Origin of the sequence: Actinoplanes sp. NPDC051343 (assembly GCF_044455125.1) — a bacterium.
Lineage (GTDB): Bacteria > Actinomycetota > Actinomycetes > Mycobacteriales > Micromonosporaceae > Actinoplanes.
This window is the reverse complement of record NZ_JBITEL010000005.1, coordinates 409,470-424,000: the sequence shown is the minus strand read 5'-3', so window position 1 is coordinate 424,000 and position 14,531 is coordinate 409,470. Positions and strand designations below refer to the sequence as shown.

General features: G+C 70.1%; 12 protein-coding genes and 1 pseudogene. 12 read left to right on the top strand and 1 reads right to left on the bottom strand.

What is annotated here, in order from left to right:
* The first annotated feature begins 53 nt into the window (after window positions 1-53).
* The 12 genes and pseudogenes from manA to hpf all read left to right on the top strand — a co-directional run bounded on the left by manA (window position 54) and on the right by hpf (window position 13,286).
* Complete coding sequence (manA, locus tag ACIA5C_RS19390; protein ID WP_396056388.1) at window positions 54-1,205, top strand: mannose-6-phosphate isomerase, class I; 1,152 nt, start codon at window positions 54-56, stop codon at window positions 1,203-1,205.
* 1,157 nt (window positions 1,206-2,362) lie between these two features.
* Window positions 2,363-2,578, top strand: a pseudogene (locus tag ACIA5C_RS19385) (adenosylhomocysteinase); the annotation flags it as partial.
* 166 nt (window positions 2,579-2,744) lie between these two features.
* Window positions 2,745-3,605 carry a helix-turn-helix domain-containing protein gene (locus ACIA5C_RS19380; protein WP_396056386.1) on the top strand — a complete coding sequence of 287 codons (861 nt, stop codon included), beginning with the start codon at window positions 2,745-2,747 and terminating at the stop codon, window positions 3,603-3,605.
* A gap of 44 nt (window positions 3,606-3,649) precedes the next feature.
* A complete protein-coding gene (locus ACIA5C_RS19375) occupies window positions 3,650-3,850 on the top strand; it encodes a DUF397 domain-containing protein (RefSeq protein ID WP_396056384.1) in 201 nt (66 codons plus the stop codon).
* Window positions 3,851-4,003: 153 nt separating this feature from the next.
* Window positions 4,004-4,852, top strand: a complete 849-nt coding sequence (gene efeU, locus ACIA5C_RS19370) for an iron uptake transporter permease EfeU (RefSeq protein ID WP_396056381.1) — start codon at window positions 4,004-4,006, stop codon at window positions 4,850-4,852.
* Window positions 4,853-4,896: 44 nt separating this feature from the next.
* Window positions 4,897-6,045 (top strand): iron uptake system protein EfeO, encoded by a 1,149-nt coding sequence (efeO, locus tag ACIA5C_RS19365; protein ID WP_396056379.1) that lies wholly within the window; start codon window positions 4,897-4,899, stop codon window positions 6,043-6,045.
* Window positions 6,045-7,274 carry an iron uptake transporter deferrochelatase/peroxidase subunit gene (gene efeB / locus ACIA5C_RS19360; RefSeq protein WP_396056377.1) on the top strand — a complete coding sequence of 410 codons (1,230 nt, stop codon included), beginning with the start codon at window positions 6,045-6,047 and terminating at the stop codon, window positions 7,272-7,274. The genes efeO and efeB overlap by 1 nt, the downstream gene beginning before the upstream one ends.
* A gap of 64 nt (window positions 7,275-7,338) precedes the next feature.
* Window positions 7,339-8,028, top strand: coding sequence for an MtrAB system response regulator MtrA (gene mtrA / locus ACIA5C_RS19355; RefSeq protein ID WP_023358973.1), 690 nt, complete (start codon window positions 7,339-7,341; stop codon window positions 8,026-8,028).
* Window positions 8,029-8,057: 29 nt separating this feature from the next.
* On the top strand, window positions 8,058-9,767 hold the full coding sequence (gene mtrB, locus ACIA5C_RS19350) for an MtrAB system histidine kinase MtrB (RefSeq protein WP_396056374.1): 1,710 nt from the start codon (window positions 8,058-8,060) through the stop codon (window positions 9,765-9,767).
* A complete protein-coding gene (locus ACIA5C_RS19345; RefSeq protein WP_396056372.1) occupies window positions 9,767-11,593 on the top strand; it encodes an LpqB family beta-propeller domain-containing protein in 1,827 nt (608 codons plus the stop codon). Before mtrB ends, ACIA5C_RS19345 begins: the two co-directional genes overlap by 1 nt.
* Before the next feature lies 1 nt (window position 11,594).
* Complete coding sequence (locus ACIA5C_RS19340) at window positions 11,595-12,386, top strand: ComF family protein (protein WP_396056370.1); 792 nt, start codon at window positions 11,595-11,597, stop codon at window positions 12,384-12,386.
* Between the two features lie 282 nt (window positions 12,387-12,668).
* Window positions 12,669-13,286 carry a ribosome hibernation-promoting factor, HPF/YfiA family gene (hpf, locus tag ACIA5C_RS19335; protein ID WP_396056368.1) on the top strand — a complete coding sequence of 206 codons (618 nt, stop codon included), beginning with the start codon at window positions 12,669-12,671 and terminating at the stop codon, window positions 13,284-13,286.
* Between the two features lie 29 nt (window positions 13,287-13,315).
* Here hpf and ACIA5C_RS19330 read toward each other — a convergent pair whose 3' ends face one another.
* A complete protein-coding gene (locus ACIA5C_RS19330) occupies window positions 13,316-14,449 on the bottom strand; it encodes a GNAT family N-acetyltransferase (protein WP_396056366.1) in 1,134 nt (377 codons plus the stop codon).
* Window positions 14,450-14,531 lie beyond the last annotated feature (82 nt).

The window sequence follows — 14,531 nt, the reverse complement described above, 5'->3', positions numbered from 1 at the left end:
CCAGATCTGGGGTGGGGGCGGTTCGGGCCGCTCCGGCTGATACTTTGCGCGATATGAGCGTGTATCCGCTGACCGGCATCGTCCGTCCCTACGCGTGGGGCTCCCGCACCTCCATCGCCGAGCTGCAGGGCCGTCCCGCGCCGACCGGCGAACCGGAAGCGGAACTGTGGCTCGGCGCCCACCCGGACGACCCGGCCACCGTGATCCGGCCCGACGGGCCGATCACCCTCGACACGCTGATCGCCTCCGACCCGGCCGGGCAGTTGGGCGCGGACGTCGCGGGCGAGTTCGGCCCACGGCTGCCCTACCTGATGAAGGTGCTCGCCGCCGAAAGCCCGCTCTCGCTGCAGGCCCACCCCGACGCCGAGTACGCGAAGCAGGCCTACGCCCGCCAGCAGGCCGACCCGTCCCTCCCCAGGAACTACACGGACGCCTACCACAAGCCGGAGATGCTGGTCGCGCTCACGCCGTTCGAGGCATTGTGCGGGTTCCGGTCACCGTCCGACTCGGCCGCGGCGATCGAGGCCCTCGGCATCCCGTCGCTGGCGCCGGTCGTGGACGCCCTGCGGGCCGGTGACCTGCGCACCGCCGTGGGCACGCTGCTCACCTGGCCCGACGCCGACCGTAAGCCGCTGGTCGAAGCGGTACTCGAGGCCGGCAACGAGCTCGCGGCGCGGCTGGCCGGCCACTACCCGGGCGACCCCGGCGTGCTGGTCGCACTCTTGCTCAACCATGTGCGGCTCGACCCGGGCCAGGCGATCTGGATGCCGGCCGGCAACCTCCACGCCTACCTGCGCGGCACCGGCGTCGAGCTGATGGCGGCCAGCGACAACGTGCTGCGCGGCGGCCTCACCCCGAAGCGGGTCGACGTCGACGAACTCCTGCGGGTGCTGGTCTTCGAGGTGCTCGACGACCCGATCCTCCCGGCGACGCCGGTTGGGCCGGGGGTGGAGACGTGGGCGGTCCCGGTGCGCGACTTCGTCCTGTACGCCGTGGACCTCGACGGCACCCGCCCGCCGACGGAGGTGCCGGCCCACGGCGCCCGGATCGTCGTCACGGTCTCGGGCGACCTGTTCGTGGGGCAGAGCGTCGACGGCACCCCGGTGGACGTACCGGCGGGCAGCGCGGCCTACGCCCCAGCCTCGGCCGGGCACATCAAGCTCGCCGGCACCGGCCGCGCTTTCGTAGCCGCCGTCCGCTCCTGACCCGCAGCCCCGCCCCCTCGCGTCGTCGCTGGTTGGGCGGGTGCCCCGCGGCGGCGCGTGATGGACTGCTGGGGCTCGCCCCGGTCGGTCGTTTGTGCGGTTGCGCGTGATGGTGTGCTCGGCGGTCGTTTGTGCGGTTGCGCGTGACGGCCTTCGGGGGCCGCTCCCGTCGGTCGGTTGGGCGGTTGGGCGGTTCGCTCGGACCCTCGCCGCCGCGGCTGGTTGTTCGGGCGGTTGGGGAGCGGTTGCGTGTGACGGTTTGCTCGGGGCCGCCGCCGCCGCGGCTGGTTGTTCGGGCGGTTGGGGAGCGGTTGCGTGTGACGGTTTGCTCGGGACCGCGGCCACCGCGGCTGGTCGTTTGGGCGGTTGGGCGACGGTTCGTGTGGCCGTTCGCTGCGGCGCCTCGTCGGTCGTCCGGGCGGTTGGCTACGGCGGTGCGTGACGGTTTGCTCGGGCCGCCGGGGCGGGCGTCCCGGCGGCTGGGCGACGGGTTGTGACGGTTTGCTCTGCTCGGCCCGTCGGTCGCATAGGTGGCCGGCGAGGGATGCGGCATCCGCTTATGAGAGCGTCGTCTTGCGGTGGCGGTGTGGAACTGGCTCGACCGAAAAGAGGTGGGACTGCCTCGTTTTGCCTGGCTTGCGGGGTGATCGTGCACGGTTCTCGCTTTTCGATGGCGTTTCCGCGCCTGGATCGCGCTTTCCCGGTGGATGTCCGATTTTCGGGGCCGAGAATGGCGAAAGCTTCAGTGGCGTTCGGGCGGCCCATTTTGCGCCGGCCGTTCTCGACAACGGTGACCGGCCGTTTCGGTGGGCCGGGAACGAGTTGGGGACCGGCGTCTGTGCAGGTGAGGCGGGTCGGCACGCTTCGCACACCAGACCCGCCCGGCAAATCAGGAAATTTGCGGATTTGCTTGACAGATATGTGTGCTGAGTGTGAAGCTACAAGCACGCAGCGTCATTGGTGATCGGGGGGTCCCACGGACGCGCGCGGTACCAAACCGGGGGGATGAACGGGGCGGCGGGTCTAGGCCTGTCGCCCCGTTCGCTATGTGCGGGACAAATGCGCCGGCCGCCATTCGGCCGAATGCGTCGAGCGGGCGAAACGGCGCCGATCATGCGGGTTGAGGGTGCGGCGCGCCCGGAGCGAGTGCGAAGCGCTTCTCGAACCAGACGATCGCGCAGATCGAGCTCTTCACCCGCACCGACGACTATCCGGTCGGCGTCTACGTGCTGCCCAAGCACCTCGACGAGAAGGTCGCCCGCCTGCACCTGGACGCGCTCGGCGTCAAGCTCACGACGCTCTCCAAGGAGCAGGCCGCCTACCTCGGCGTCGCGGTCGAGGGCCCGTTCAAGGCCGACCACTACCGCTATTGAGGGCTGGGCCCCGCTCGCCCGCCGAGCGGGGCCCCCGGGAGCCGGTGGTTGCCGCCACCCGCTTCCTTGGTCCTCTTCATTACGACATGCCTCCTGACCTGCATGCAAGTGCATAGTGTGTGCTGCAAGTTGCAGCGTGCGACCGGATCGCCGTTAAGGTGTCTGCGTGGCGAGGCCGACTTCGACGGCGCGGCGCGAGCTCGGCGCCGAGCTGCGCCGCCTCCGTGGCGACCGACGGGGCGTCGACGTGTCTTCGGCTCTGGGCTGGTCGGAGTCCAAGTTGAGCCGGATCGAAACTGCGCACACCGGCATCAGCGAGGCCGATCTGGATCGGCTTCTCACGGCTTTGGACGTACGCGTGGAAGACCGTGACCGTCTCCGCGACCTGGCCCACCGGAGCCGGGTCCGGGCCTGGTGGACGCCGTACCGGTCGTCGGTGCCCGACCCCTACGACGAATACGTCGCGCTCGAGGCCGAGGCGATCGCGATCTGCGAGTGGGAGGCCCAGATCGTGCCGGGCCTGCTGCAGACCGACGAGTACGCGCGAGCCGTGATCGAGGTGGGGGCCGATATCGGCGACACCGAGACGATCCAGCGCCGGCTCGCCCTGCGGATGGCGCGCCAGGCCGTGCTGACCCGTGACCCGCCGCCGTCGCTGCAGCTCATCGTCGACGAGGCCGTCCTCTATCGGGAGGTCGGCGGGCACGACGTGCTGTGCCGTCAGCTGACCCGGATGCTCGACGCCAGCCATCGACCGGGGCTCGAGCTTCTGGTGCTGCCGTTCTCGGCCGGCGCGCACGCCGGTCAGATCGAGTCGTTCATGGTGCTGGAGTTCGAGGAGGGCACTCGCTCTCCCGTGGTGCACAGCGAAGGGCTGACCGGCGGTCTCTTCCGGGTGACAGCCGAAGAGGTCGAGGTCTACCAGGACGCCCTCGATGACCTGCGAGAACGCACATTGTCGGCGGAACAGAGCCGAACGGTCATCGCTGAAAGGGAGGAATCCCTGCGCTGTCGATCAGCTTTCTGAGCTGAAATGGGACCTGCATTTTTCGGTCAACGAAGGGAACGACGATGCAGGACGACGCCACCCTCACCTGGCGTAAGAGCACGCGCAGCGGCGCCGCCGGACACTGCGTCGAGGTTGCCGACGCACCGGCCTCCGTGCTGGTGCGTGACTCCAAGGACGTCACCGGTCCGGTGCTCGCCTTCGGACGGCCCGACTGGGCCGGCTTCATCGCGGGTGTCCGAGCCGGGGAGTTCGACCGGCACTAATTTACCGATCCGACAACAAGGGGCGACGTCGTGTGGCGTCGCCCCTTACTTGTGACCGGAGTGATACGACGCCAACTTGACGAACGTCCGGCCGATCTGCGTAAGGTATGGCGAACCTAACTTAGGGAACCCTGGCCTACCTGGGAGGAACGCGTGATTCCCACGCTGGTGATCGGGCTCCGCGAGGGCCTCGAGGCCTCGCTGATCGTCGGGATCATCGCGGCGTTCCTCAACCACACCGGGCGCCGCGATGCGTTGAAGCAGGTCTGGGCCGGTGTGGGCGGCGCGGTCGTGCTCTGTCTGGCCGTGGGCATCGCGCTCTTCGCGCTCTCCCGTGAGCTGCCGCAGAAGGCCCAGGAAGGCCTGGAGACCATCGTCGGGCTGTTCGCCCTGGCCATGGTCACCTTCATGATCTTCTGGATGACCAAGCACGCCCGCAGCATGAAGAAGGAGCTGGAGGGCGCCGCCTCGGAGGCGCTGGCCGCCGGCTCGGCCCGGGCCCTGGTCGTGATGGCGTTCCTGGCCGTGCTCCGCGAGGGTTTCGAGACCGCGGTCTTCCTGATCGCCGTCATTCAGAACAGCAGCAGCGCGGGCAGCGCGACGGTCGGCGCGCTGATCGGCATCGTCATCGCGGTCGGCCTCGGCTGGGGCATCTACCGCGGCGGCGTCCACATCAACCTGGGCCGGTTCTTCAAGGTGACCGGCCTGGTGCTCGCCCTGGTCGCGGCCGGGCTGGCGATGACCGCGGTGCACACCGCGTTCGAGGCCGGCTGGCTGACCGCGGGCCAGGCCACCGCCACCGACCTGACCTGGCTCGTCCGGCCGGGCACCGTGCTCTCGTCGCTGCTGACCGGCGTGCTCGGCATTCAGCCGAAGCCGACCGTGTCCGAGACGATCGCCTGGTTCATCTACGCCGTGCCGATCGTCGCCTACGTCGCATGGCCGCGCCGTCGCCCGAGCAAGCCCGCACCCCGGCTGGAGAACGCCGGCGCACCCGCCTGATCCCCACCCCTTTGTTCGCTGTTCCTACAAGGAGTTCCGGCATCATGCCCAAAATCATGCGCACCGCGCTGCGGAGCCTCCCCGTACTGGTCCTCGCGACCGGTGTGGCCGCCTGCGCGGACGACAAGTCCTCCTCGTCGGACAGCGTCGCCGCGGGTGCCGCGACGGTGACCATCACCGTCACCGACGACGGCTGCACCCCGTCGCCGGCCACCGCGGCCGCGGGCCCGATCAACTTCCAGGTCAAGAACTCCACCGCGACCAAGGTCAGCGAGGCCGAACTGCTCCGCGGGGACACGATCATGGGGGAGAAGGAGAACCTGACCCCGGGCCTGTCCGGCTCGTTCTCCCTCAAACTGGAGGCCGGCAAGTACCAGGTCTACTGCCCCAACGCGAAGACCGAGAAAACCGACTTCACGGTCAGCGGCAGTGCCGCCGCCGCCGCGGCCGATCCGGCCGTGGCCACCGCGCTGACCGACGCCACGACCAAATACCAGCAGTACGTGGCGGCCGAGGTGGACAAGCTGATCCCGGCCACCAGGACCTTCACCGATGCGGTGCGGTCCGGCGACGTCGACGCGGCCAAGAAGGCGTTCGCGCCGGCCCGGTACTACTACGAGGAGGTCGAGCCGGTCGCAGAGAGCTTCGGTGACCTCGACCCGGACCTCGACGCGCGCATCGACGACGTCGACAACGAGGCCAGTTGGACCGGCTTCCACCGCCTCGAGAAGGGCCTGTGGGCGGACCGGTCGACCAAGGGCCTGGCGCCGGTCGCCACCAAGCTCGACCAGGACGTGGCCAAGCTGAAGACCCTGGTCGCGACCGTCAAGTTCCAGCCCGCCCAGCTCGCCAACGGCGCGACCGAGCTCCTCAACGAGGTCGCCTCGAGCAAGATCACGGGTGAGGAGGACCGGTACAGCCACACCGACCTCTCCGACTTCGAGGCCAACGTGTCCGGTGGCCAGGAGGCGTTCAACCTGCTCCGGCCGGCCCTCGACAAGATCGACCCGGCGCTCTCGGCGACCGTGCAGCAGCAGTTCACCGCGGTGCTCGACTCGATCAAGCCGTACAAGCACGGCGACACCTACGTCGACTACTCGACCGTCAAGGAGGACCAGCGCAAGGTCCTGACCCAGAAGGTCGACGCCCTCGCCGAGCCGCTGTCCCAGGTCGCTGCCAAGGTCACGCTCTGATGAAAGCCTCCCGGCGTGGATTCCTGCTCGGCGGCGTGGCCGTCGCCGGTGCCGGTGTCGGTGGCCTCGCGGGCCACGCCGCCACACCGGCGAAGGCCACGGCGGCCCCGGCCGACCGGGTGGCGTTCCACGGCGCCCGGCAGGCCGGCATCGCGACGCCACCACAGCAGCGGCTGGCCTTCGCGGCGTACGACCTCGTCACCACCGACCGCGCGGCGCTCCAGCAACTGCTGAAGACCTGGACCGACGCCGCGGCAGCGATGTGCGCCGGCCAGATGGTGCCCGGCGACAGCACCACCCCGGCCGCGCCGCCGGCCGACACCGGCGAGGCGGTCGGCCTGTCGCCGGCCAACCTGACCATCACGATCGGGTTCGGACCGTCGCTGTTCGACGGCCGGTTCGGGCTCGCGGGCAAACGGCCGGCTGCCCTGGCCGACCTGCCGCACTTCCCGAAGGACCAGCTCGATCCGGCGAACAGCAACGGCGACCTGTGCATCCAGGCCTGCGCCGACGATCCGGTGGTGGCGTTCCACGCGATCCGCAACCTGGCCCGGCTCGGCCGGGGCACGGTGACCATGCGCTGGTCGCAGCTCGGCTTCGGCAAGGCCGCGTCGACCAGCGCGGCCGAGGAGACGCCGCGCAACCTGTTCGGCTTCAAGGACGGCACCCGCAACATCGAGACCGCCGACGAAGGCCTGATGAACCAGCACGTCTGGGTCGGTAGCGAGAGCGACCAGGCCTGGATGCGCGGCGGCAGCTACCTGGTCTCCCGCCGCATCCGGATGAAGATCGAGGCGTGGGACCGCGACTACCTGTCCGACCAGGAGGCGGTCTTCGGGCGGCACAAGGTCAGCGGCGCACCGCTGACCGGGGCCGGGGAACACGACTCGCCCGACTTCGCGGCCCGGGCGGCCGACGGGCAGCCGGCGATTCCGATGGACGCGCACATGCGGCTGGCGGCCCACGAGAACAACAACGGCGTACGCATCCTGCGGCGGGGTTACTCGTACACCGACGGGATGTTCAGCGACTCCGGTGAGTTGAACGCCGGGTTGTTCTTCATCGCGTACCAGAAGGACCCGCGTGCCCAGTTCGTACCGTTGCAGCGCAAGCTGGCCGGGAACGACGCACTCAACGAATACATCGAGCACGTCGGATCCGGTTTGTTCGCCTGCCCACCGGGAGTTCCCACCTCCGGTGACTTCTGGGGCAGCGCCCTCTTCGCGTAGGCTCGCGGGCAAGATCGCCCCCGGGTGAAGCGGGGTTCGGGAGGACAGTGCAATATTGGACCGCATGAGAGCCCGGGTACTCGTCGTCGATGACGACCCAGCGTTGGCCGAGATGCTCGGCATCGTCCTGCGAAGCGAGGGGTTTCTGCCCTCGTTCGTCGCCGACGGTGAGCGTGCGCTGGCCGCCTTCCGCGAGAGCCGGCCCGACATCGTCCTGCTCGATCTGATGCTGCCCGGCATGAGCGGCATCGACGTCGCGCGGGCCATCCGCACCGAGTCGGGCATCCCGATCGTGATGCTGACCGCCAAGAGCGACACCGTCGACGTGGTGCTCGGCCTCGAGTCGGGCGCCGACGACTACGTGGTCAAGCCGTTCAAGCCCAAGGAACTGGTCGCCCGCATGCGGGCCCGCCTGCGCCGGGGCGAGGACGCCGCGCCCGAGATGCTGACCATCGGGCCGCCCGGCAACCAGATCACCATCGACGTACCGGCGCACACCGTGTCGCGCGACGGCGAAGAGGTGAAGCTGACCCCGCTCGAGTTCGACCTGCTGGTCGCCCTGGCCCGCAAGCCGCGCCAGGTGTTCACCCGCGAGGTCCTGCTCGAGCAGGTCTGGGGTTACCGGCACGCGGCCGACACCCGTCTGGTCAACGTGCACGTCCAGCGACTACGCGCCAAGATCGAGCCGGACCCGGAACGCCCGGAAATCATCCTTACCGTCCGAGGTGTCGGCTATAAGGCGGGCACCGGCTAGCCGCCCCGGGCGGCTAACCTTGCCGCGAGATGCGCGCTCCGTCCTGGCTTCCGCTACCGGTCCGCCGCACCCTGAGGGTGGTGCGGCGCTACTGGCGGTTCGGGCTGCGCCGCTTCGAGCGGTTCTCCGCGCCGGTCCGGCGCGCCTGGCGGCGATCCCTGCAGCTGCGGGTCGTCGCGCTGACCCTGGTCGCCTCCGGTGTGCTGGTCGGCGCGTTCGGCTGGTTCGTCGCCGACCGCAGCGCCAAGATCCTGCTCGGCCGCGCGCAGGACGAGGTACGCGCGTCCATGACCAGCAAGGTCAACTACACCGAGCAGCAGCTCACGGTCTTCCAGCGCACCGACGACACCAAGCTGCCGGCGAGCATGAACACCGCGGTCAGCCAGCTGGTCGACGGCAACCCGAGCGAGTCCGGCGGCTCGATCCTGTCGCTGCGCGCCACCAACTACCGCGGCCTGCGCCCGGTGACGCTGCCCGACGCCGAGACCAGCGGGCTCACCACGTCCGACCTGATCACGCCCGACCTGATCGCCGCCGTGGCCGGTTCCGGCCGGGCCGACGACCACGGGCACGTGGCCGACCAGATCCGCACCGTCAAGGTCAACGGCCAGTCGACCAAATACCTGGTCTACGGCTCCCCGGTGCCGACCAGCTTCGGGCATCTCGAGCTCTACTACGCGGTGCCACTGACCACCGAGGACAGCGCGGCCAACCAGATCCGCACCACCGTGCTGGTCACCGGCCTCGCCCTGGTGATCCTGCTCGGTGTGGTCGCCGGCCTGGTCACCCGCCTCGTGGTGACGCCGGTGCGGGTCGCCGCGCGCACCGCCCAGCGGCTGTCGGCCGGCCTGCTCGACCAGCGCATGAAGGTCGACGGCGAAGACGACCTGGCCCTGCTCGCGGCCGCGTTCAACCAGATGGCGGCCAACCTCCAGCGGCAGATCGTGCGGCTGGAAGAGATGTCGCGCCTGCAGCGCCGGTTCACCTCTGACGTCTCCCACGAGCTGCGCACGCCGCTCACCACGGTCCGCATGGCGGCCGACCTGATCTTTTCGGAGCGCGAGGATTTCGATCCGGCGGTGGCCCGCAGCGCCGAACTGCTGCAGGCCGAGCTCGACCGGTTCGAGAGCCTGCTGACCGACCTGCTCGAGATCAGCCGGTTCGACGCCGGGTTCGCCGCGCTCGACGCCGAGCACACCGACCTCGTCCCGATCGTCGAGCGGGTCGCCGAGCGGCTGGCCGGCCTGGCCGAGCGGGTCGGCGTCGAGATCCAGCTGCGACTGCCGGAGGCTCCGGTGATCGCCGAGGTCGATCCGCGCCGGGTCGAGCGGGTGCTGCGCAACCTGGTCGGCAACGCGGTCGAGCACGGCGAGTCCCGTCCGGTGCGGGTGACCCTGGCCGGCGACGAGGGCGCGGTCGCGATCACCGTTCGCGACTACGGCATCGGGCTCAAGCCGGGGGAGGAGCGGCTGGTCTTCAACCGGTTCTGGCGGGCCGACCCGTCGCGGGCCCGGCAGACCGGTGGCACCGGCCTCGGCCTGTCGATCAGCGCGGAGGACGCCCGGCTCCACGGCGGCTGGCTCGAGGCCTGGGGCACGCCGGGCGGCGGGGCCCAGTTCCGGCTCACCCTTCCGGTCCGGGCCGGCGATCGGCTCGTGGCGGCGCCGCTGCCGCTAATCCCGCGCGACCGGGAGCAGCCCGCGCTCGAAAGCGTCCCCGAGCCGACCGAGGTGGCCTGATGCGCCGTCGTGCTCTCGCCCTGACCGCGGTGGCCGTCCTGCTGCTCGGCGGCTGCGGCATTCCCGACTCGACCGACGTGAAAGTGCTCGGCGACGGGCAGTCGGCCGGCCCGGCCCAGGACATCGACTCGCCGCCCCCGCGCGCGGTGACCCGGTCGGACACTCTCGACACCGCGACCTTCATCAGCAACTACCTCAAGGCGGCGGCCGGCGACCCCGAGGGAGCGGTCCAACGGGTCAAGGAATTCATGGACCCGGACTTCGCGGCCACCTTCAAGCCGTCGACCTCCGACATCACGGTGGTGCGGCCGACCGAGCAGCCACTGATCAACTCGGGCAGCCCCTACGTCACGTTGAAGGTCGAACAGATCGGCACGCTGAAGGACGACGGGCAACTGGTGCCGCTCGACCATCCGTCGCCGCAGACCCTGCACTTCACGTTCAAGCTGGCCGACAAGGGCCTCTACCTGACGAAGACCGATCCTTCGATGGTCGTCTCCGACGTCGCTCTGCAGCAGTACTACCAGCAGCACACGATCTACTTCTGGAACAGTGACGACACCGGCCTGGTGCCCGACGTGCGCTACATGCCGCTGAGCGTGCCGAGCGTGCAGCAGCCCACCGTGATCCTCAAATGGCTCGCCCGCGGCCCGGCCGACTGGCTCTCCTCGGTCGCGCTCGGCCTGCCACAGGACACCTCGGTTCCCGACAACATCCCGGCGATCAGCAACGACGAGTTGCAGGTCAAGCTGAACACCACGACATCGACACCGTGGGACAAGGCCGCGCTCGACCGGCTGGCGCAGCAGTTGCAGTGGTCGTTGCGCCCGCTGACCCCGCGCACGCTCGAGCTCACGGTCGGCCACCAGAACCCGGTCCAGTTCGCCGGCGAGCAGAACACCCCGGACGCCAACGCGGCGTCCCGCCAGGTCGACGACCCGGACCGGTTCGTGGTCTACAACGGTGTGATCCGGCGGCTGTCCGAATCGGCACACGCGGTCAACTCGGTGCCGGTGCTCAAGCCCGCGGGCAACAAGGGCGTGCAGTCGGCGGCGATGAGGAGCCAGGGCGGGCAGACCCTGGCGGCCGTGGTCTCGGCGGCCGGCAAGGACCGGGCGCCGGCCCTGCGGGTGGCCTCGGCGCCGACCGGGAAGGAGGCCGACCTGCGCGCGGTCGGCGGCCTCGGTGGAGCGCTCGGCCCTCCCTCGTGGGTGAACACCGGCTCGTCGGACACCGACGGCGCGGTCGGCCTGATCACCGCGAACAGCCACCTTTTCAGCTTCGCGGCCGACGGCTCCGCCGCCCAGCCGGTCGAATGGCAGCAGGGCGGCGGCCCCGGCGCGATCAACTCGTTCTCGGTCGCCCCGGACGGGCACCGCATCGCCCTGGTGTCCGGCGGCCGGCTCTACCGGGCCGTGCTCACGGCCGGCAGCGACGGCGTGGTGATGTCGTCACCGGCGCAGATCGACACGCCCGGCCTTCAGTCGATCACCGCGGTCGCCTGGAGCAGCGAGGGCTGGCTCGTGGTCGCCGGCGTCAACAAGAACCACCGGGTGTCGATCTACGACGTGTCGATCGACGGTTCCCAGTCGGCGATCCGGCTCGACGACATCGGCGACGAGCCGATCACCTACCTGACGGCCTACCCGATCAACCCGCTGACCCACTCGCAGCTGTCCGACGCCAAGGTCGCCTATGTGATTCACGGCGACGCCGGGATAGCGGCCGGCTATCCCGTGCCGATCAAGACGTCCGACCTCGCCGGGCCGGCCAACAGTCCCTCGTCCGCCGGCGGCATCCTCACCTCCCCGTTCTTCCTGGACTGACTTGCTCGCCTCGATTCTCGGCGACGTCGCCGACCTGTTCCTGCCGACTGTCTGCGCGGGCTGCGGCACCGAGCGCGTACGCCTGCGGTACGGCGCCTGCGAGCGGTGCGCCGCCGCTCTCGAGGCGCTGACACCCTTCCCGGCCGCGCCCCAGCCGCCTCCGCCGGGCATGCCGCGGTGCGTCGCCGTCGGGCCGTACGCGGGCGAACTCCGCGGGACTCTCCTGGCGTACAAGGAACGTGGCCGTCACCGCCTCGCCCGGCCTCTGGGCGTCCTGCTCGCGTCGGCGGTGGCCCGGCTGGCGCCGAAAGGCGCCCCGGTGCTCCTGGTGCCGATCCCCTCGACCGCGGCCGCCACCCGGGAGCGTGGCGGTGACCACACGACGCGACTGGCCGCACACGCCGTGCGACGGCTGCGCGAGGCGGGTTGGAAGGCTGATCTCGACCACCTACTGCGAGCGTTACCGAAGCCGGACGCAGCGTCACTGAGTGTGGCCGAGCGTGCGGCAGCGGCTGAGAGTTCGCTGCGAGTCCGGCCCGCACGAATCGGCAAATACTCCCGCCGAACGCCCGGAAAAGGCACGCTGGTGGTGGTGGACGACATCGTCACGACCGGCTCGACGCTGGCCGTGGCGACGGCCCGGCTCGAGGGGGCGAACATGCAGGTCACGGGGGCCGCTGTGCTCGCTGCTACGCGGAGGCGCCACCCGTCCCGAGAGCGTTTCGCGACTTTTCTCCCGCCGGATACCGAAAGGGCGGAACGTCGGCCATCTGGTATCCCGAACGAGGGGTGACGTGGGAGCGTCGGCACGTTAGCGTCTTGGTGACGAGGGTATGTGCGCTGCACCATACGGCCTACCGTGCTCTGCACTAACGGCCTACCGTGCTCTGCACTATCCGCCCACCGGGAGCGCGGAGCGATCCGCAGACCGCCGCACCGGAAAGGAGCGTCTCATTCGCGATCGGTCACGCCGGGCAATCAGCTCACGGAGCGCGACCAGAACCAGATCACCGCGTCGCAGTTCGGCGCCCTTTCCCACGGGCGCCAGCAGAACAAACGTTGGGGGAGGTCACGAGTGGACATTGTCGTCAAGGGCCGCAACGTAGAGGTTCCCGACCATTATCGGGAGCACGTCGCCGACAAACTCAGCAAGGTCGAGCGATATGACCAGAAGCTGATGCGCGCGGATGTGGAGCTCTTCCACGAGCGCAACCCGCGCCAGTCCGACAAGTGCCAGCGGGTCGAGATCACGGTCATGACCAGAGGCCCAGTCGTACGCGCCGAGGCCTGTGCCAAAGACTTCTACGCAGCCCTGGACTGTGCCATCGCCAAGCTCGACGGCCGGTTGCGGCGTTCGGCCGACCGCCGTCGTGTGCACCGGGGCCGGCACGCGCCGGTCTCCGTCTCGGCGGCCACCGCGGGCCTGCCGACCGATCTCAGCATGAACGAGGCCGACGAGGGCGCGTCCGTCGCCACCGCGCTCGCCGAGCACGATGAAGATCAACCCTGGCGCATCGTGCGCGAGAAGGAACACCCGGCCGACCCGATGACCGTCGACGACGCCCTCTTCCAGATGGAGCTCGTCGGGCACGACTTCTATCTCTTCCTGGATAAGGACAGTGGCCGGCCCAGCGTCGTCTACCGACGACGCGGCTACGACTACGGCATCCTCTCACTCGAGTCGCACGCCTAGCCGCACACCGTTGGGGAAGTTGCCCAGCGTCAACCGTCCAGCCGAGGGCCTTCGGTCAGGAGGTCCTCGGCGAGGAGCACGAACTGGACGTCGTCCTCGCGGGCCCCGTCCGGTCCGGGCAACCGTGAGCGCAGATAGGCCTCGCGCTTGAACCCGGCCTTCTCCAGGACCCGCTGCGATGCCTTGTTGTCCGGATTGGCCCCGGCGATCAGGCGCGCGATGTCAGTCTCGGCAAAGGCCCAGAGCGCCACGAGTTCCGCGGCCCGAGTGGTGAAACCGCGCCCGCGGAACTCCGGCAGCGTGCTGTAACCGATCATGGCCTGGTTGGTGACCGGCTCCTGATAAAACAGGCCGAGCTCGCCGGCCGGGCGCCCGCTGGCCGTGTCGACGATGACCAGGTCGGCCCGGCTGCCGGCCAGCCAGTGGGCGGCGGCGCGCACGGCGCGGCGCCGGATCTCCTCCGCGGTCGGCCGGACGGCCGGCACGCTCGTCGCGATCACCTCGGGCAGATTGCGCAGGGTGGTCAGGAACTCGATGTCGTCCGGGCCGAGCGGGCGCAGGGTCACCACGCCGTCCGACAACTCGCCGCCGGGCAGGTCGGGGAGCAACCGGGGGAGCGGTTCCCCGGAATCCCCGGCCAGACGGGCGAACGCGACCAGGTCGTCGCGGCCGCCGCTGCGGTCGGGGAGGGCTCCCCGGCGTACGCCCTCGCGCTGAAAGCCGGCGGCCAGCGCGACCCGCTGGCTCGGGGCGTTTTCCCAGTGGGTGAGAAGCTCGAGCCGTTCGAGACCGGCGCCGAGCGCATGCGCGCTCAGCGCACGAACCGCCGCCGTGGCAACCCCGCGCCCCCGCGCCCACGGACCGACCCAGTAGCCGACCTCGGCCTGGCGCCGGTGAGCGACCACCCGGTCGAAGCCGATCCCGCCCAGCAACTCGTCGGTCTGCAGGTCGGCGATCGCGTAGACCACACCGCCGTCGGCGAAGACCGCCTCCACGCCCTCGGAGAGGAACCTCTCGGCGTGCCGCAGGGTGAACGGGGACGGCAGCGGCGGGAGGAACCGCTGGGCGAGCGGGTCGTCATAGCCCGCGGCCACGGCCTCCGCGTCGTCCGGCCGGTACGCCCGCAGGCGTACCCCGTCACCGTTGATCTCCGCTGCACTCACCGGGCCCCCAGTCAGTTGATAAGAAGTCTGATTATTGCCCGACACGCTTTGCCCGTCCCAACGGTTGCACCCGTAGCGAGGC

Coding starts and splice junctions, on each gene's coding strand:
- efeB (WP_396056377.1), top strand. CDS start 6,045: ATGAAAGCCTCCCGGCGTGGATTCCTGCTCGGCGGCGTGGCCGTCGCC.
- mtrB (WP_396056374.1), top strand. CDS start 8,058: ATGCGCGCTCCGTCCTGGCTTCCGCTACCGGTCCGCCGCACCCTGAGG.
- ACIA5C_RS19375 (WP_396056384.1), top strand. CDS start 3,650: ATGCAGGACGACGCCACCCTCACCTGGCGTAAGAGCACGCGCAGCGGC.
- manA (WP_396056388.1), top strand. CDS start 54: ATGAGCGTGTATCCGCTGACCGGCATCGTCCGTCCCTACGCGTGGGGC.
- ACIA5C_RS19345 (WP_396056372.1), top strand. CDS start 9,767: ATGCGCCGTCGTGCTCTCGCCCTGACCGCGGTGGCCGTCCTGCTGCTC.
- efeO (WP_396056379.1), top strand. CDS start 4,897: ATGCCCAAAATCATGCGCACCGCGCTGCGGAGCCTCCCCGTACTGGTC.
- mtrA (WP_023358973.1), top strand. CDS start 7,339: ATGAGAGCCCGGGTACTCGTCGTCGATGACGACCCAGCGTTGGCCGAG.